This window comes from Acetobacter syzygii, from assembly GCF_000964225.1.
GTDB classification, from domain to species: domain Bacteria; phylum Pseudomonadota; class Alphaproteobacteria; order Acetobacterales; family Acetobacteraceae; genus Acetobacter; species Acetobacter syzygii.
Map to the genome: position 1 here is coordinate 99910 of NZ_BAMZ01000019.1, position 16622 is coordinate 116531.

Below are 16622 nucleotides of genomic sequence, written 5' to 3' on the forward strand. Positions count from 1 at the left end.
CTGACTGGGGGAAAAACCCTAACGCTGGGCACGCCCGTAAAGGGCTGTCAGGCTTGCGGCACCCAACTGGTGATGATGCACCATAAACCCAACCAAAGCCGGACTGACATCGGGTGTTACATCCAGCTTGGGCACATCCAGCGCATACACTGTAAACACATAGCGATGTACCCGCCCTGCCGGTGGCGCAGCACCACCGTAGCCGGGCGTGCCAAAGTCAGTCCTGACCTGTATGGCATCCGCTGGCAAACCGGCTCTGCCTGAACCGGCACCTTCGGGCAGAGAAGTTGTGGTTGGGGGAATATTCGCCACAACCCAGTGCCACCAGCCAGAACCGGTTGGAGCATCGGGGTCATAGACTGTCACCACAAAACTTCTGGTCCCCTGTGGGGCACCCTGCCACTGGAGCGCGGGAGAAAGATTCTGCCCGTTTTCGCCCATACCATTGTAAACCTGAGCCTGTGGCAGAACATCTCCATTGGCAAAAGCCGGGCTTGTCAGAACAAATGCCATGACTGCGCTCCCTTTTACCAGTTTTTGCTAATCAGCCAGAATTCTTCAGACGTCAGGGTCACACGCTCACCGGATTCGGATGCAGCGGTTGCCAGCGCTTCAATCCGTTCAATCATGACCACCTTGCGGACGTGTGTTTCAGATGTTTCCTCACTGGCTTTCAACACACCAAGCGAAACACCAGCAGCTTTGGCTACACGAGCCGCATCAAGCAAAGCATAGGACATACCGGACCATCTCCTTAAATCAACCATGTGCCAGAGTAATGAGTGCTCTGGCGTTCCAGACCGAATCTGGGCTTGCATGGGCATCTGTGCAAGCCCTGTGGTGTGGAGGCTGCTCTCCCTTTCCCTCTGGTCTTGCGTCCACCTATTGCGTAAACCCGGCACACCATGAGCAACCGCACCGAAGATTTTGACTTCCACCTCCCCGACGCCCTGATTGCGCAGGAGCCTGCCCGCCCGCGTGAGTCCGCACGTCTGCTGGATGCAACAACCCCCACAGCATTGGTGGACCGCCATGTGCGTGACCTGCCAAACCTGCTGCGCAAAGGGGACCTGCTGGTTGCCAACAACACGGCGGTTATTCGTGCACAACTCCACGCCCTGCGTAACGAGGCCAAAATTGGCATTACGCTGGACCAGATTCGCCCCGATGGCACATGGCATGTGCTCGTGCGCAATGCCCGCCGCCTCAGGGTAGGGGATACCCTCACTTTCCCCAATTCAGTCCAGACTGCACTGGTCACGGCTCTGGAACCCGGTGGAGGGGCATGTTTGCGCTTTTCCTGCGAGGGGGATGCGTTTGACGCCTTTTTGCAGGCAGCGGGCGCATTGGCCCTACCCCCCTATATTCATCGCCCCGATGGCCCAACAGCGCAGGACACCAAGGACTACGCCACCATTTTTGAACGCCACAAAGGTGCGGTGGCCGCCCCCACCGCAGGCTTGCACTTTACCCCCGAACTCCTTGCTGCGGTGGATGCGACTGGCGCCGAACGTTGCGCCTTAACCTTGCATGTTGGTGCGGGCACGTTCCTGCCAGTGCGTGCGGATGACATTACACAACACCATATGCATTCCGAACACGGGGTTATCACCGCTCAGACCGCTGAGCGTATTAACGCCACACGGGCAGCTGGTGGGCGCATTATTGCCATTGGCACCACCACCCTGCGCCTGCTGGAAAGTGCTGCGGACGCATACGGCATTATTCACCCTTTTGCGGGCGAGACCGCCATTTTTATCCGTCCGGGCTACCGGTTTAAAGCGGTGGATGTGCTTATGACCAACTTCCACCTCCCACGGTCCACACTGTTTATGCTGGTCTGCGCTTTTGCCGGGCAGGAACAGGCAAAGGCCGCCTATGCCCATGCCCTAAGCACCGGCTACCGCTTTTATTCCTATGGCGATGCCTGTCTGCTGCAATGCGCAAACAGCATTCATACCCCCTGATTTTTTGCCCTCCCCCCGGACCAGCCCACAAGGACCAACAGATGAGCCGTTTCCACTGGACCTGTGAAAGCACTGATGGCGCAGCCCGTGCAGGAATGCTGCACACTGCCCACGGCCCCGTGGCCACACCTACTTTTATGCCTGTCGGCACTGTGGGCACCGTCAAGGCCATGACCATGGATGCCGTGCGCTCCACCGGAGCTGGCATTGTACTGGGGAATACCTACCACCTTATGCTGCGCCCCGGTGCTGCACGGGTAAAAGCCCTGGGCGGCCTGCACCGCTTTATGGACTGGTCTGGCCCTATACTGACCGATTCAGGGGGGTTTCAGGTCATGTCGCTGGGGGCCTTGCGGCGGCTGGATCAGGATGGTGTCACCTTTCGTTCCCACATTGACGGTTCGGAACACAGGCTAACGCCCGAAAGTTCGACAGCCATCCAGCATGATCTGGATGCTACCATCACCATGTGTTTTGACGAATGCCCGGCTTTACCAGCCCCACCCGAAGCCATTGCCGCCTCCATGCGCCTGTCCATGCGCTGGGCCGCCCGTTCGCGCGAGGCTTATGTACCCCGCGCGGGCTATGGCCAGTTTGGTATTGTGCAAGGCGGCACAGAAGCTGACCTACGCGCAGAAAGCGTGAAAGCACTGACGGACATCGGGTTTGAGGGCTACGCCATTGGCGGGCTGGCTGTGGGCGAAGGGCAAGCACTGATGTTTGCAACGCTGGACACAACAACCCCCATTATGCCCCAGGACAAGCCCCGCTACCTGATGGGCGTTGGCACACCAGACGATCTGCTTGGCAGCGTACAACGTGGCGTGGACATGTTTGACTGCGTTATGCCCACACGCGCAGGCCGCACCGCCCGCGCCTATACCGAACGGGGTACGCTCAACCTGCGCAACGCCCGCCATGCCACGGATGCACGGCCAATTTCCCCCCATTGTGACTGTCTGGCCTGCACGCGCCACAGTCGCGCCTATCTGCACCACCTGTTCCGTGCGAACGAAATTCTGGGCCCCATGCTGCTCACATGGCATAATATTGCCTACTACCAGCGTTTAATGCGCCAGATCCGTCAGGCAATCATGGACAGGAACCTGAACGATACCGCCGCTGCAATGAGAGCCGAATGGGCTGCACAGGACTGGACGGAAGATGAAATGCCGCAACCCTTTATTCCTCCCGTTCCTTAACAGCCCTTCATACCGCACCGCACAGCCCGGGCGCGCCACCCCGCCATGACGACAGACACTCCTCCCCCCCGGCACGCTGATCCTTCTCCTGCTGCCAGCCGCCTTGCCGCCCGCATCCGTGACAAGGCGCTGGAGCTTGGGTTTGATGCCATTGGCTTTTGCCCGGCAACACTCGGCCCGGAAGCACGCACGCGATTGCAGGATTTTCTGGCAAACGGATACCATGGGGAAATGAGCTGGCTGGCCGAGCGTATGGAACAACGCAGCCAGCCCACAGCCCTATGGCCCGAAGCCCGTACAGTTATTGCCCTTGGCACATCCTACGCACCGGAAGGGAACGCACTGGCCACGCTGCAAAAGCCGGAATGTGGCAATATTTCCGTCTATGCCCGCCACCGGGACTACCACGACGTTATCAAGGGAATGCTCAAACATCTGGCGCAGTTTGTGGTGCGCGAAGGCAAGCAGGCGACCCCGACCAGCCCGGAAGTGAAAGTCTTTGTGGATACAGCCCCAGTGGCCGAAAAGCCTTTGGCTGCACAGGCCGGACTGGGCTGGCAGGGCAAGCATACCAACCTTGTCTCACGCAGGCATGGAAGCTGGCTGTTTTTGGGGGAGATTTACACAACACTCGCCCTGCCTGCCTCCCCTCCCTCCGGAGGGGGGTGCGGTAGTTGCAGCCGCTGCCTGACCGCCTGCCCCACACAGGCTTTTCCCGCCCCTTACCAGATGGATGCGCGGCGCTGCATTTCCTACCTGACCATTGAACATGCAGGCCCCATACCCACAGAGCTGCGCCCCTTAATAGGCACCCACATTTATGGATGTGATGATTGTCTGGCTGTTTGTCCGTGGAACAGATTTGCCAGAACGGCACGCCACATCAAACTCCAGCCCCGAGCAGACCTGATTGCCCCTGATCTGGCAACGCTAAGCCAACTTGATGATGCAGCGTTCAGAACCCTTTTTTCCGGCTCACCCATCAAGCGTATTGGCCGTAACCGCTTTATCCGTAATGTGTTGATAGCCATTGGCAATTCCAGAACTCCCTCCCTCCTCCCCCATGCCCGCGCCCTCTGCACGGACCCGGACGCGATTGTAAGGGATGCAGCCCACTGGTCTGTGGCACAGCTTGAAAGCATATGAGCATGAGCCGACATTTACGAAAAAGAAGTCTGATACTGGCCGGGCACGATACCAGTGTTGCTCTGGAACCAGCCTTCTGGTCCGTGCTTGAGCGCATTCTGACCCACCAGAACACCACGTTGGCGCAACTGGTCACTCAGGTTGATGCCACGCGAGCACCAGACCAGTCCTTGGCATCCGCCTTACGGGTGTACGCACTGGAATGGCTCCAGGAACGTGATATGTCGGATCAACAAAAAACACATTCCTGAATAAGAGGTTTTTAACAGGTCTGTGCATTACGCTTTTAATCAGCCAGAAAACCATCGACCGTAGTAACGCACTGACCACCAATTTCCACGCCGCCATCTGCACCAACATGCACATGCACGCGCCCGGTACGGCCTACACACTGGCCCTGTGTGGCCGTATAATCCTCCACACCAGACGGTAAAAGACCATGAACATGGCGAAACACCGCCACACTACCGTTACCACTCCCACACACAGGGTCTTCATTAACACCTTGTGAGGCCGCAAAAGAGCGGACTTCTATATCCGTCCCACAATCATCCTTGAGGGCAAAAACACTGATACCCGTTACCCCAAGCCGTTGCTCAAACACCTGCGACCGCCCAAAGTCGGGTTGCAGGGCCAGCAACTGGTCCACGCTGGCAACACGGGCCACAATCCATACCGGGCCTACATTCACCATCATCGGGGGAGCGATGTCGTCCACGGCCACGCCAAGAATAGCCTCCAGCTCCGTTCTGTCCGCCTGCTCCAGAACAGCCTGCCTGGCGGGGGGCAAAGCAAACGAGAGTTGACGGTCCGCAGCGCTGCCACCCACCTTCAGCCCCACCAGACCTACCGCGCATTCCTGCACCAGTTGCCCATTGCGTGGTGTGGCGCGCCCTGCCTCCAGAACGGCATGAGCACTCCCTAGCGTTGGATGCCCCGCAAACGGCAATTCGCTCCGGGGTGTAAAAATGCGCAATCGGTAATCTGCCTCCTCACTTTGAGGCGGCAGCACAAATGTTGTCTCAGACAGGTTGGTCCAGTTGGCTATTGCCTGCATAGCCTGTGTTGTCAGCCCCTGCGCATCCAGCACAACGGCAACCGGGTTGCCCGTAAACGGCATTTTTGTAAAAACATCCACAACCTTGTAGCCACGTTTCATAAGATTTCTCGCATAAACGGTTAAAAGCAGGGGAATGCGGGCGGGGCTTCTGCACCCAACCACCAGATGGACCTGATCGCAATATTTTTAGCCTGCTGCGCCCCAAGCCAGAACAAAAGTCTGAGGATCAGGGCTTTGAAGATCTGATGGCAGACAGTAGACCAAGCATAAAACGGTTAAGGGGCACATCAAGCGCATGGCGCTCCGCTGCCCTGACAATCGCCCCGGTTATTGCATCATACTCCAATGTACGCCCCGCCAGACGGTCCTGAAGCATGGAGGTCATGCTCTCCGGCGGTATGGTTTGCAGCCATGCAAGAGCCTGCTCTACATGTCGCTCCGTAAGGGCCGCCCCTTCGGCCTGCCCGACCTGCACCACTTCGGTCATAATCTGACGGGCATTTGCCAGCATGGCTGGTGCACGCATAACACCCGTAGGCTGCCCACTTAAGGCCGTCAGGGGGTTGGCGGCACTGTTGGTGAGCAACTTGCTCCAGACCACGGTGGTCATATCCGCTGCCGTTACGACCCGCAGACCACCCTTTTGCAAGGCCACAACACTTTTGTGCACAACGGTGCTCGCGGGCAGGCACAAATCGACCTCTCCGATTCGCCGGAGAACACTCCGCCCCGGAGCCAGACGTGCTGCATTAAAATAAACAACCGTAGGCATCCCTGCCGCCATGGGCGCATAGGTTGCCAGACGCTCGCAATGCTCAAGTCCGTTCTGGGCAAGCAGAACAGGCATATCCCGCCGGTTCAGCGCCCGTAACCAGTCAGCAACAGCCGCAGTCTGGTGCGCCTTGACCGCGACAACCGCCACCGTACACGCGCCAAGCTCCGCCGGAGCACGAACATGCCGGACCGGATAGCTTTGCGTGCGCTCCCCCTCCTCCACTGCAATCTGCTCAAACGGTGCGCGAGCACCACACACACACACATCCCACCCGGCACGGGCAAAAGCTGCAACAATAACCAGCCCAACAGCCCCCGCCCCTACCAGAGCGACAGTGGGTTTGGTGGGAAGGTGGCGTGGAGTAATAGGGACGTTCATACTCACCTTTTATCCCGATTTTTTCTGCAAACACGACCTGAACACATTGCTGCCCATCCTTTGTGATCTTTCCTCAGGCTAGGGTTCCACTCCAGAACATGGTAAAAGAGCTTATGGCGATATGGGGCAAAATTTTTGGTGGCGTAACCGGCTTTGCCGTTGGCGGACCAATTGGTGCAGCATTGGGCACGGCTTTAGGCCATGCAGCGGATAGCGGCACCCTGCTGCATCCACCGGCCATGGGCTGGGGCGACCGATGGACAACCCGCCCGGACCCTAACGGGGCCGCAGCTTTTGTTGCTGCCAAACTGGCGGCAACACTGGGCAAAAAAGAGCAGCTCTACGGCCTGACATGCGTTATTCTATGCGCCAAACTGGCCAAATGCGATGCACCTGTTAACAGGCGGGAAATCAACGCCTTTAAAACACGCTTCCGCGTTCCTGATGAAAACATGCGCGACATTGGCCGCCTGTTTGACATGGCGCGCCAACGGACAGACGACTACGAGGCATTTGCCCGGGAACTGGGGCAGGCTTACGCCAAAGATAAACCACCACTTGAAGACCTGATGGGTATTCTGTTCGCCATTGCCCGTGCCGATCTGGCTGATGGCGAACCACTCGCCCCGGAGGAACTGCGCTTTCTCAAACGCGTTCATGCCCAGTTCGGTCTGGGCCGCGGCGCATGGGAACGGGCCGAACAGGGCCGGGCGCGAGCCGCAATGGGGGAAGAGGATGCCTATACCATTATGGGTGTCAGCGCCTCCCTCCCCAACGAGGAACTGCGCGCACACTGGAAAAAACTCGTCAGGCAATACCATCCGGATGTCATGGCCGCCCGCAACGCCAGTGCCGAGGAAATCCAGATTGCATCGGTCCGTATATCCAAAATCAACGCTGCATGGGACATTATCAAGCGTGAGCGGGGACTGTAGCGCCGGAGTCCCCACCATCCATCACATCCTGAGCAGGATGTGCGACTTTCTGGCAACAGCGGTTGCAAAAATCCGCCCATCACGGCAAAAAGGCAACATGCAAAGGGCTATTTTTGTCCCCTGCCCTCTACGCAGAGAAGCCCTGCCATTGCACCCTGCGTTTCTCATGGTAGAGAAGGCAGCAATAACAGGTTTGTTCAGCAGACCATGCGGACGTCACAAGGCAAAGGTAAAGGTGGCAATGATTTCAGGACGGAACGGCTCACGGCTCCGCCCTCGCGCTCAGGATCAGCATGATCAGACGCGGGAAGGTTCCTCGGCATATCGCCGTTTCCGTCTGGGAACACTCTGCCTTGGCTTGGTCATGGTTGGCACCACGGGATGCAGTTCCATTAAAGCCCCTGTTCCCAAAGACCCTGATGCACTGGCTGAATACAAGGCCGCCAACGACCCATACGAACCGTTGAACCGCAAGGTCTTCAACATGACCATGAAGTTCGATAAATGGGCCTTGCGGCCAGTTGCCAAAGCGTATGTGTGGGCCGTCCCGCGCCCCGTACGCAATTCGCTGGGCAACATGATCACCACCATGAACGAACCCTCCGTCTTCTTTAACGACGTGGGCGCAGGCAAGCCACGCCGGGCGGGGGACTCGTTCGTGCGCTGGTGCATTAACATGACCGTAGGCATTGGTGGGTTGATTGATGTCGCCAAAATGGCAGGCTACCCCCACCACGATAACGATGCCGGCCTGACCATGGCCAACTGGGGCATTTCCTCCGGTCCTTACCTGTTCCTGCCTATGGGCCCATCATCCTTCCGCGATGGTATTGGCTACGGCATTGACCAGGGCTTGTCCCCCTGGGATTATGTCCCTCGTGGTTATGGGCTGGTCAGCTTTAACTGGGCCTATAACATGATGGGTGTCGTGCATGGACGCTCCGAGCATCTGGAAGATCTGGACGCTTTGCAGCGTGATGCGCTGGACCCATACGCCACCATCCGTAGCGCATACCAGCAGCAGCGCAAGGCTCAGGCCGAGGCCATTAAAAATGACCATCGCGCCACCGTGCCGGACTGGTATCAATAACTAACAACAAGAAGGTAGCGCAGACATGAAACTTCTTTCTGGTCGCCGTATTGTTCTTGCCACTCTGGCCCTGACATGCGCCAGCGGACTGTTTGCCCTGCCTGCCCGTGCAGCGGATAACGCCAAGCAGTTCATTCAAAGTTTTGGCAACCAGCTTGTCGCCGTTGTGAACAGCCCTGTTCCACTGGCCGAAAAGAAGACCAAAGTCCTACCTTTGGTGCAGAAAAACGTGGATATTGACGGAATCGGTCGCTACTGCCTTGGCCGCTACTGGAAAATTGCCACAGCTGAACAGAAGCAGCATTACCTGACCCTTTTCCATCAGGTTCTGGTTAACGCCATTACCGACAAGCTGGGTGAGTACCGTGGTGTCAGCTTTACGATTGGGGATGTCAGCAAGGTTGGGAGTGAAGATTCGGTCAGCGCCACCCTCGTGCGCCCACAACAGCCCCCCGCAGCCATGCAGTGGATTGTAAGCTATGATAGCGGGAAACCTCAGGTTGTGGACGTCATTGGCGAAGGAGCGAGCCTGCGCCTGACCCAGCGCAACGACTATTCCTCCTTTATCGCACGCAATGGTGGCAATGTGGATACGCTGCTGTCCGCCCTGCAAAAGCAGCTGGACCGCCACGCACAGCCTGCCGACTAAACGGTCGTACAATCCGTATACAAAACCAGAAAAGGCACCCTCAGGGGTGCCTTTTTTATGTGCGCTTACTCTCGTAAACCATCATGGTTTGCCCATTTCTGGAAAATGTCTCACACACGTGCATCCCAATACCGCCCAGAATAGTACGGGACGCCACATTACTTTCCGCAGCAACGGCAATAACGCGGTGTAAGCCAGCATCGTGTGCAAAGTTCAGGGCCGCATTGGCGGCCTCGCGCGCAATACCCCGCCCTCTTGCATGGGCGAACAAGGCAAAGCGTAGCCCAAACCCACGGCCATCTGGTCGGTCATGGATGCCGGTCATACCAACAAACTGGCCATTTTCATGAATGGTAAAAATACCAACGCGATGACAGGCCCAAAAGGCAATGTCATCCGCCATTTCGCACTCAGCCTGCTGGCGGGTGCAAACACCACCCAGCATTTGGCCAAAAGCCCCACCATCGGCCTTTAGACGGGCCATATCATCCATATCCCGCCATGTAACGGGTTTAAGGAGCAGGCGTGGTGTGCGGACCGAGCGTAAATCCACAGCGCTCAGCCCCCGTAACAAAAGGAGGCCCCATGGCGGAGCCTCCATACATGCACCCTTTTAGCGGGCAAGTGGTTTGTAGTGAATACGTCCCGGCTCCGTGGCATCCGGGCCAAGACGACGGCGCTTGTCTTCTTCATAAGCCTGGAAGTTACCCTCAAACCACTCAACGTGGGAATCACCTTCAAACGCCAGAATATGCGTTGCCAGACGGTCAAGGAACCAGCGGTCATGGGAGATAACCACGGCACAGCCTGCAAACTCAGCCAGAGCATCTTCCAATGCACGCAGTGTGTCCACGTCCAGATCGTTGGTCGGTTCGTCGAGCAGGATCACGTTGCTTTCCTGCCGGAGCATTTTGGCCAGATGTACGCGGTTACGCTCACCACCGGAGAGTACGCCCACCTTTTTCTGCTGGTCGGAACCTTTGAAGTTAAAAGCCCCGACATAAGCGCGGGATGGAACAGCCCGCTTGCCCAGATAGATAACATCCGTCCCGCCTGAGATTTCTTCCCAGACCGTTTTATCGGGGGCAAGATCATCGCGCGACTGGTCAACATAGCCAAGCTTGACCGTTTCCCCGATTTTCAGTTCGCCCGCATCCGGCTTGTCCTGCCCGATGATCATTTTGAACAAGGTGGATTTACCCGCACCGTTAGGACCAATAACACCCACAATGCCACCCGGTGGGAGCTTGAAGCTCAGATTATCAATCAGCAGCTTGTCCCCAAACCCTTTGGTCAGGTTGTCTGCTTCGATTACCGTACCACCAAGGCGCGGGCCGGGGGGGATAACAATATCGGCCACACCGCCCACACGCTCGGCGCTGGCGGCCAGCATTTCCTCATACTTGGCAATACGGGCCTTGCTTTTGCTCTGGCGGGCCTTAGGGCTGGCGTTAATCCACTCCTGCTCGGCGGCAAGGGCACGCTGGCGCGCACTTTCTTCCTTTTCCTCCTGCGACAGGCGCTTACGCTTCTGTTCCAGCCAGGAAGAATAGTTACCTTCAAACGGAATGCCGCGACCACGCTCGATTTCCAGAATCCAGTTGGTCACGTTATCCAGGAAGTAACGGTCATGGGTAATCACCATCACCGTGCCATCGTAGTCACGCAGGGTTTTTTCCAGCCATGCCACGCTTTCGGCGTCCAGATGGTTGGTTGGTTCGTCCAGCAGCAGCAGGTCAGGTTTTTCCAGCAGCAGGCGGCACAGCGCCACACGGCGGCACTCACCACCGGAGAGTTTTTCTACCGAGCTATCCGCTGGCGGGCAGCGCAGGGCATCCAGCGCAATTTCCAGCTTGCGGTCCAGCTCCCAGCCATCACCCGCATCGATTTTTTCCTGCAATTCGGCCTGTTCAGCCAGCAGGGCATTCATTTCATCGTCTTCCATGGGTTCGGCAAAACGGGCAGAAATCTCGTTGAAACGATCCACCGCTTTTTTCAGGTCGCCAAAACCCAGAGCAACATTTTCGCCCACAGTCAGTTTGGGGTCGAGCTGGGGTTCCTGCTCAAGGTAGCCAACACGCACGCCCTCGGCGGCCCAGGCTTCCCCACCATATTCCTTATCAATCCCTGCCATGATCTTGAGCAGGGTGGACTTACCCGCACCATTAACACCCAGAATACCAATTTTGGCACCGGGCATGAAGGAAAGGGTGATCCCCTTGAACACTTCGCGCCCACCGGGATAGGATTTTGTCAGATCCTTCATCACATAGACGTATTGATAGGATGCCATGATGATGAACTCCCGTATGCGGACTAAAGCTGAAAAAATAAAACGGTCACAGGCTGCACTGTAGGCTGGAACAGCCTGCGCCCGGCAGGACTTGAACCCGCAACCAAGCCGTTATGAGCGGCCCGCTCTAACCAAATTGAGCTACGGGCGCGCAGGCGAGTACTGATTTACGCAACCAGCGCCATTTGGCAAGGGTCTGGCGCAGGAAAATCCATATATTCTCCGGTTTATGCTCCGGCTCTTGGCAAGCCGCAGGCGGGCGGATAGGGTCTGCTCCATTACCTTTGATTTATGAGTTGGAGCAGTGTTCATGGACGTTTCCAAACTTTCTCCCGGCAAGGATGTACCGTTCGACATCAATGTCGTTATTGAAATCCCGCAGGGTTCCTCGGTCAAATACGAAATTGACAAGGAAAGTGGCGCTCTGTTCGTGGATCGTTTTCTGTTTACACCTATGGCCTACCCAACGGCTTATGGTTTTATCCCCAATACGCTGGCAGCCGATGGTGACCCGACGGATGCGCTGGTTCTGACCCCTTCCAACGTGGTACCGGGCAGCGTTATTCGTGCGCGTCCAATTGGCGTGCTGAAGATGGAAGACGAATCCGGGCAGGATGAAAAAATCATCTGTGTCCCGCATGACAAGGTACACCCGGAATTCTCCAAGGTCGAAACCACGGACGACCTGCCCGAAATTACGGTTAAAGCCATTGAACACTTTTTCACACGCTACAAAGACCTTGAAAAAGGCAAGTGGGTTAAAGTGACCGGCTGGGGCTCCAAGGAAGAAGCAGGGGCTTTCATCGTCAAGGCGCTGGAAGCGGCCAAGACCAAATAAGACCCACCACAACATGACTTACGGCAGGCAGGACAGCCATTATTACCAGTCTGCCTGCCTCTTCCACACCACATTCACACTGATGGTGTGAGATGTCTTGCGCATCTACCCGATTATCAGCCGATCCATTTTACGCCATGCTCTGAACAACACCCGAGAACTCTTATTTTTCCAAGGGGATGTTCATGCCTGCCATTGGCTCTTCCGCTCACGCGCACAAACAACCGACCCTGTTTATCCCCCACGGGGGTGGGCCGTGCTTTTTTATGGACTGGCCCCAGACATGGGACCATATGGCGGATTTTCTGCGCGGACTGTGTGGCACACTCCCCCAAAAACCAGATGCTATTGTTGTCGTCTCTGGTCATTGGGAAGAACAGGTGGCCACCGTAACTACCAGCGCCCACCCCGAACTGATCTACGATTACTACGGCTTTCCACCCCATACATACACGTTGCAGTACCCCGCCCCCGGCAGCCCGGCACTGGCACAACACATTCGTATGTTGCTTGCCGATGCTGGCATTACCAGTGCGGACAATGCCCAGCGCGGGTTTGACCACGGGGTGTTCATTCCCTTTATGCTGGCTTTTGAACAGGCAGACATTCCTGTTGTGGAGCTGTCCCTGCTCAGCACACTGGACCCGGCCCGGCACATGGCCATCGGGGCTGCCCTTGAGCCTTTACGCGCAGCAAATGTGCTTATTGTTGGCACAGGCATGAGCTACCACAACCTTGCCCACTTCATGAACGGCTCCCCCCTAACCAACCAGCCTGCAAAAGAGTTTGATGCCTGGTTGACGCGTGCCGTAACTGCCCCACCACCAGAACGCAGCCGATTGCTTGCACAATGGGCACAGGCCCCCGGCGCCAAGCTCTGCCACCCACGGGAAGAGCACCTGCTCCCCCTTATGGTTGCGGCTGGGGCCGCCGGACAGGATAACGGGCAACAGATTTATAGCGATACGGTTCTGGGCAAAGCCCTGTCAGGCTACCGGTTTGGGTAAGTCTGCCGGATTACGGGCATTTTTTTGCCCATACCGGGCGACATGCCAACAAAAATGAAAATCTTTACGTTTTTTTGTGAAATGCCTGTTGCCAAAGAAAAAAACATCGTTATAAAGCCCCACATACCAACGCACACAACGAGTGAGCGTTGAAAATGCGGGTGTAGCTCAGTTGGTTAGAGCGCCGGCCTGTCACGCCGGAGGTCGCGGGTTCGAGCCCCGTCACTCGCGCCACTTTCCTTTACATTTTTGTAATTTTCAAAGTGGCGCGAAGCCCCCCTTTCTTCTTTTAATCGAAAAAATACCTTACCTTCACCGGTCGTCTGCACGACCGGCATCAGGATAATCTGCCTAAAACTACCAGCTTTTACTGCTGCAATGCGTCCGCACCCTGCAAGGTCACAGCAACGGCGTGGACTGTGGCAGCAATGCGCGCAGCAGTCTGCACAGCACCAGCCCCCAGTGCATCACGCACGATTTTTTCGTGGCTGGTCACACACAGATCGCACCCATTGATAATGGATACCGCCAGACACCATAGCTCAAAGTCTGCTTTATCCACCCCGGGGTTACCAATCACGCTCATACGCAGTTGCGCAGGCATTTTGGCGTATTCACCACCCGCCATATGCACAAAGCGGTAGTAAATGTTGTTCATGCCCATAATCGCGTTGGCAGACTGTGCCGCAGCCAACGCCTGTTCGGACAGCACATCGCGGAACTGGGCAACAATCTCACGCGTTACCGCATCATTCCGGGCAGCAAGGGCAGAAGCAACAAACGTGCCACCAAGCTGCTGTGGGGTCAGGGAGATGTCGCTCGCCAAAGACCCCAGATTCAGCCGCAGATCCTTGGCGTAATCGGGAATACGATCTTTAAGGGCATCAATAGACATGGCTTTTTCCGTCATATTTATTTTGGGGGAAAACGGTGCCAGACCAATGCGTAGGAACTGGAACACGTAACGCGCAGCTTGGAGCGCAAAACTGTCGACCTCAGGCCTGCTGGCCCCTGTCGTTTAAAAGAGTGGCTGGCGGGGGCCACATAACGGCAGCCCACCGCACCACCCCCGACCCGCCATAACGGACCGGAAGAATAATCAGGATCAGACTTTGATAAAGTCGTCGCCTTTTTTCCAGTTGCACGGGCACAGCTCATCGCTCTGCAGACCGTCCAGAATACGCAGGATTTCCTGCGGGTTACGACCAACAGACAGGTCGTTCACAGATACATGGCGAATAATGCCCTGAGGATCGACAACAAAGGTGGCGCGCAGAGCAACACCGGCATCCTTTGCCATAACGCCCGTACCTTCGGTCAGCTCGCGCTTGATGTCCGCCAGCATCGGGATCGGCAGATCCTTCAGGTCAGCGTGGTGCAGGCGCCAGTTCAGGTGCACGAACTCGCTATCAATGGACACACCGTAAACAACGGCGTCACGGTCTGCGAAGTCCTTGGACAGCTTGCCAAAAGCCACGATTTCGGTCGGGCAGACAAAGGTGAAGTCCTTCGGCCAGAAGAATACGACCTTCCACTTACCGGCATCGGACTTGTCAGAAATCTGAACGAAGTCGCCTTTAAGGCCTTCCGGCCCACCGGGAACTGCGGTCAGATCAAAGCTGGGAAACTTATCGCCAACGGTCAGCATATGTTTGCTCCTTAGTTTCTGGCACTGTGCCTGAACCATCTTTACGGTGGGTCAGGCGGTGCAAGTATGTATGGCCTGCCTTTTTCATTTAATCCAATGAATATTTTATATAAGAATAATTGAGTGTATCGATTAACCATTCTCCGGTTTTCAGGTAGGACTCGGCCATGCTCCCCCTTCCCTCCGCCCAGCAGCTCCGCTACCTGATCGCCCTTTCCGAATTACGCCACTTTGGCCGGGCAGCAACGGCCTGTGCCGTAACCCAATCCACCCTGTCCGCTGGAATCATGACCCTTGAACGCCAGTTGGATGCCCCTCTGCTGGACCGGACGGTGGGTAAAAAGGTGGTTTTTACCCCCCTTGGGCATGAAATAGCCCTTAAAGCCCGGCAGGCACTGGCGGCACTGGAGGCTGTGCCCCAACTGGCCGCCGCTGCCCGCACCCCTTTGACTGGCCCGCTTCGACTCGGTGTTATTCCCACAATTGGCCCATTCCTGATCCCCCGCACGGTTCGCACCTTGCGGGAGCATTTTCCACGTCTGCTGCTTTCCCTGACGGAAGACACCACAGAACATCTGCTGGAAAAACTCTCTCTGGGGCAATTGGACATGCTGGTCCTTGCCATGCCCTGCCTGTGTGATGGCACGGAAACCCATCCGCTCTGGCAGGACCCGTTTTACGTCATCATGCCAGCCAACCACCCTCTGACAGCACTGGAGCATGTGCCTGCGGACCGCCTGTCCGATTATAATATGGTGATGATGGAAGACGGCCACTGCCTGCGCGAGCAAATATTGGCCATTTGCCGCCAAAGCCCCAGCCGCAGCGGTTCAGAGGGCGAGAGTGAGACAACATTTACCGCCATGTCGCTCCACAGCATGGTGGAAATGGTGGAACTGGGTCTGGGAATCGCCATCATGCCCGCCCTGGCCATTGATGCAGGCATTCTGCTCAATCGCAATGTTCTGGCCCGCCCCCTTGCTGGTGGTGCTACATGGCGCACCATCGGGCTGGCATGGCGGCCCCGTTCCCCACGGGCTACAGATTTTTCAACACTGGCCGGCACACTCCTCACACTTGCGCCAGAACCGGAATAAGCGCGCCATTTACACCAGCCAGCACCACAAAAACGTATTTATCGTTACAAAATGCACAAGAAAAATGTGCGATAAATGCGGGGAATATTGACTCAGACGCACGGGGCCGGTATGTGCCGAGCCAACTTATTCATGCATTGAGCAGCATCGGCGGAGAATACGGGCCATGAAAATCAGAAATAGCCTGAAGTCAGCCAAGGTGCGCGACAAAGACTGCCGTGTGGTTCGTCGTCGTGGCCGGGTTTACGTCATCAACAAAAAGAACCCCCGCATGAAGGCCCGTCAGGGCTAATCTATGGTTGGCCTAGCCCCTAGGGGTCAGCTTACCATGATAATCATGCATAGAGCCCGTTCCCTCGGCTACCGAAGGAACGGGTTTCTGTTTTATGGCCTATCCATTGCCCTTATGGCAGTGCAGCCCACCGCCGTGTGGGCCGATACAGCGCCCAACACGCCCCAGTCTGCACACCATGCTGCCCAACCCTCCACTGCGCCCACAGGCACAGGCACAGGCACAGGCACAGGCACAGGCACAGG

The 16622-nt window shown here is 56.7% G+C and carries 19 protein-coding genes, 2 tRNA genes and 1 pseudogene; 13 read left to right on the forward strand and 9 right to left on the reverse strand.

Going from position 1 to position 16622, the window contains the following annotated elements; genetic code table 11:
- Positions 1–18: 18 nt before the first annotated feature.
- Both Absy_RS07975 and Absy_RS07980 read right to left on the reverse strand, forming a co-directional pair.
- Positions 19–513 (reverse strand): kinase inhibitor, encoded by a 495-nt coding sequence (locus Absy_RS07975; protein WP_048854205.1) that lies wholly within the window; start codon positions 511–513, stop codon positions 19–21.
- A 14-nt stretch (positions 514–527) separates the two neighbouring features.
- The gene (locus Absy_RS07980; RefSeq protein WP_048854206.1) at positions 528–740 is read right to left on the reverse strand and encodes a hypothetical protein; all 213 of its coding nucleotides are present in this window, start codon (positions 738–740) and stop codon (positions 528–530) included.
- Between the two features lie 165 nt (positions 741–905).
- Here Absy_RS07980 and queA point away from each other — a divergent pair, with 165 nt between their 5' ends.
- From queA to Absy_RS08000, 4 genes are read left to right on the forward strand one after another with little or no spacing between them, the layout of a single operon-like run.
- Positions 906–1967: a tRNA preQ1(34) S-adenosylmethionine ribosyltransferase-isomerase QueA gene (gene queA / locus Absy_RS07985; protein WP_048854207.1), complete on the forward strand. Its 1062-nt coding sequence runs from the start codon at positions 906–908 to the stop codon at positions 1965–1967.
- Positions 1968–2008: 41 nt separating this feature from the next.
- A complete protein-coding gene (gene tgt, locus Absy_RS07990; protein ID WP_048854208.1) occupies positions 2009–3169 on the forward strand; it encodes a tRNA guanosine(34) transglycosylase Tgt in 1161 nt (386 codons plus the stop codon).
- A gap of 45 nt (positions 3170–3214) precedes the next feature.
- Positions 3215–4315, forward strand: a complete 1101-nt coding sequence (gene queG / locus Absy_RS07995) for a tRNA epoxyqueuosine(34) reductase QueG (protein ID WP_048854209.1) — start codon at positions 3215–3217, stop codon at positions 4313–4315.
- A gap of 2 nt (positions 4316–4317) precedes the next feature.
- Positions 4318–4566, forward strand: a complete 249-nt coding sequence (locus Absy_RS08000; protein WP_048854210.1) for a ribbon-helix-helix domain-containing protein — start codon at positions 4318–4320, stop codon at positions 4564–4566.
- 35 nt (positions 4567–4601) lie between these two features.
- Here Absy_RS08000 and Absy_RS08005 read toward each other — a convergent pair whose 3' ends face one another.
- Together Absy_RS08005 and Absy_RS08010 are read right to left on the reverse strand one after the other, a co-directional pair.
- The gene (locus Absy_RS08005) at positions 4602–5474 is read right to left on the reverse strand and encodes a PhzF family phenazine biosynthesis protein (RefSeq protein ID WP_048854236.1); all 873 of its coding nucleotides are present in this window, start codon (positions 5472–5474) and stop codon (positions 4602–4604) included.
- A 127-nt stretch (positions 5475–5601) separates the two neighbouring features.
- The gene (locus tag Absy_RS08010) at positions 5602–6528 is read right to left on the reverse strand and encodes a ketopantoate reductase family protein (RefSeq protein ID WP_048854211.1); all 927 of its coding nucleotides are present in this window, start codon (positions 6526–6528) and stop codon (positions 5602–5604) included.
- A gap of 113 nt (positions 6529–6641) precedes the next feature.
- Between Absy_RS08010 and Absy_RS08015 the strand changes: the two genes are divergently transcribed.
- The 3 genes from Absy_RS08015 (at position 6642) to Absy_RS08025 (ending at position 9202) form a co-directional block, all read left to right on the forward strand.
- Positions 6642–7463: a TerB family tellurite resistance protein gene (locus Absy_RS08015; protein WP_048854237.1), complete on the forward strand. Its 822-nt coding sequence runs from the start codon at positions 6642–6644 to the stop codon at positions 7461–7463.
- A gap of 241 nt (positions 7464–7704) precedes the next feature.
- Complete coding sequence (locus Absy_RS08020) at positions 7705–8553, forward strand: MlaA family lipoprotein (protein WP_048854238.1); 849 nt, start codon at positions 7705–7707, stop codon at positions 8551–8553.
- Between the two features lie 25 nt (positions 8554–8578).
- On the forward strand, positions 8579–9202 hold the full coding sequence (locus Absy_RS08025; RefSeq protein ID WP_048854212.1) for an MlaC/ttg2D family ABC transporter substrate-binding protein: 624 nt from the start codon (positions 8579–8581) through the stop codon (positions 9200–9202).
- A 55-nt stretch (positions 9203–9257) separates the two neighbouring features.
- Here Absy_RS08025 and Absy_RS08030 read toward each other — a convergent pair whose 3' ends face one another.
- The 3 genes from Absy_RS08030 to Absy_RS08040 form a co-directional block, all read right to left on the reverse strand.
- Positions 9258–9755, reverse strand: coding sequence for a GNAT family N-acetyltransferase (locus Absy_RS08030; protein WP_048854239.1), 498 nt, complete (start codon positions 9753–9755; stop codon positions 9258–9260).
- A 60-nt stretch (positions 9756–9815) separates the two neighbouring features.
- Positions 9816–11495, reverse strand: a complete 1680-nt coding sequence (gene ettA / locus Absy_RS08035) for an energy-dependent translational throttle protein EttA (RefSeq protein WP_048854240.1) — start codon at positions 11493–11495, stop codon at positions 9816–9818.
- A 76-nt stretch (positions 11496–11571) separates the two neighbouring features.
- Positions 11572–11646 (reverse strand) — tRNA-Ile (locus Absy_RS08040).
- 159 nt (positions 11647–11805) lie between these two features.
- Between Absy_RS08040 and ppa the strand changes: the two genes are divergently transcribed.
- The 3 genes from ppa (at position 11806) to Absy_RS08055 (ending at position 13574) form a co-directional block, all read left to right on the forward strand.
- Entirely contained in the window at positions 11806–12333 is a 528-nt protein-coding gene (gene ppa, locus Absy_RS08045) for an inorganic diphosphatase (protein ID WP_048854213.1), read from the forward strand.
- Positions 12334–12518: 185 nt separating this feature from the next.
- Entirely contained in the window at positions 12519–13340 is an 822-nt protein-coding gene (locus Absy_RS08050; protein ID WP_048854241.1) for a DODA-type extradiol aromatic ring-opening family dioxygenase, read from the forward strand.
- Between the two features lie 157 nt (positions 13341–13497).
- Positions 13498–13574: transfer RNA gene (locus Absy_RS08055), tRNA-Asp, on the forward strand.
- Between the two features lie 133 nt (positions 13575–13707).
- Here the strand turns inward: Absy_RS08055 and Absy_RS08060 are convergent.
- Both Absy_RS08060 and Absy_RS08065 read right to left on the reverse strand, forming a co-directional pair.
- Positions 13708–14235 carry a carboxymuconolactone decarboxylase family protein gene (locus Absy_RS08060; RefSeq protein ID WP_048854242.1) on the reverse strand — a complete coding sequence of 176 codons (528 nt, stop codon included), beginning with the start codon at positions 14233–14235 and terminating at the stop codon, positions 13708–13710.
- Between the two features lie 210 nt (positions 14236–14445).
- Positions 14446–14988 carry a peroxiredoxin gene (locus tag Absy_RS08065; RefSeq protein WP_048854214.1) on the reverse strand — a complete coding sequence of 181 codons (543 nt, stop codon included), beginning with the start codon at positions 14986–14988 and terminating at the stop codon, positions 14446–14448.
- 167 nt (positions 14989–15155) lie between these two features.
- Between Absy_RS08065 and Absy_RS08070 the strand changes: the two genes are divergently transcribed.
- From Absy_RS08070 to Absy_RS08080, 3 genes and pseudogenes are all read left to right on the forward strand, one after another.
- Positions 15156–16085, forward strand: coding sequence for a hydrogen peroxide-inducible genes activator (locus Absy_RS08070; protein WP_048854215.1), 930 nt, complete (start codon positions 15156–15158; stop codon positions 16083–16085).
- Between the two features lie 166 nt (positions 16086–16251).
- Entirely contained in the window at positions 16252–16377 is a 126-nt protein-coding gene (gene ykgO, locus Absy_RS08075) for a type B 50S ribosomal protein L36 (RefSeq protein WP_003625637.1), read from the forward strand.
- Between the two features lie 45 nt (positions 16378–16422).
- Positions 16423–16622: pseudogene (locus tag Absy_RS08080) on the forward strand (hypothetical protein); the annotation flags it as partial.

Excerpts from the sequence above, each read along its gene's own strand:
- Absy_RS08025 (WP_048854212.1), top strand. The coding sequence starts at position 8,579 with ATGAAACTTCTTTCTGGTCGCCGTATTGTTCTTGCCACTCTGGCCCTG.
- Absy_RS07975 (WP_048854205.1), bottom strand. The coding sequence starts at position 513 with ATGGCATTTGTTCTGACAAGCCCGGCTTTTGCCAATGGAGATGTTCTG.
- tgt (WP_048854208.1), top strand. The coding sequence starts at position 2,009 with ATGAGCCGTTTCCACTGGACCTGTGAAAGCACTGATGGCGCAGCCCGT.
- Absy_RS08015 (WP_048854237.1), top strand. The coding sequence starts at position 6,642 with ATGGCGATATGGGGCAAAATTTTTGGTGGCGTAACCGGCTTTGCCGTT.
- queA (WP_048854207.1), top strand. The coding sequence starts at position 906 with ATGAGCAACCGCACCGAAGATTTTGACTTCCACCTCCCCGACGCCCTG.
- ettA (WP_048854240.1), bottom strand. The coding sequence starts at position 11,495 with ATGGCATCCTATCAATACGTCTATGTGATGAAGGATCTGACAAAATCC.
- Absy_RS08020 (WP_048854238.1), top strand. The coding sequence starts at position 7,705 with ATGATTTCAGGACGGAACGGCTCACGGCTCCGCCCTCGCGCTCAGGAT.
- Absy_RS08070 (WP_048854215.1), top strand. The coding sequence starts at position 15,156 with ATGCTCCCCCTTCCCTCCGCCCAGCAGCTCCGCTACCTGATCGCCCTT.
- Absy_RS07980 (WP_048854206.1), bottom strand. The coding sequence starts at position 740 with ATGTCCTATGCTTTGCTTGATGCGGCTCGTGTAGCCAAAGCTGCTGGT.
- Absy_RS08050 (WP_048854241.1), top strand. The coding sequence starts at position 12,519 with ATGCCTGCCATTGGCTCTTCCGCTCACGCGCACAAACAACCGACCCTG.
- ppa (WP_048854213.1), top strand. The coding sequence starts at position 11,806 with ATGGACGTTTCCAAACTTTCTCCCGGCAAGGATGTACCGTTCGACATC.
- Absy_RS08060 (WP_048854242.1), bottom strand. The coding sequence starts at position 14,235 with ATGTCTATTGATGCCCTTAAAGATCGTATTCCCGATTACGCCAAGGAT.
- ykgO (WP_003625637.1), top strand. The coding sequence starts at position 16,252 with ATGAAAATCAGAAATAGCCTGAAGTCAGCCAAGGTGCGCGACAAAGAC.
- Absy_RS08010 (WP_048854211.1), bottom strand. The coding sequence starts at position 6,528 with ATGAACGTCCCTATTACTCCACGCCACCTTCCCACCAAACCCACTGTC.
- queG (WP_048854209.1), top strand. The coding sequence starts at position 3,215 with ATGACGACAGACACTCCTCCCCCCCGGCACGCTGATCCTTCTCCTGCT.
- Absy_RS08000 (WP_048854210.1), top strand. The coding sequence starts at position 4,318 with ATGAGCCGACATTTACGAAAAAGAAGTCTGATACTGGCCGGGCACGAT.
- Absy_RS08005 (WP_048854236.1), bottom strand. The coding sequence starts at position 5,474 with ATGAAACGTGGCTACAAGGTTGTGGATGTTTTTACAAAAATGCCGTTT.
- Absy_RS08065 (WP_048854214.1), bottom strand. The coding sequence starts at position 14,988 with ATGCTGACCGTTGGCGATAAGTTTCCCAGCTTTGATCTGACCGCAGTT.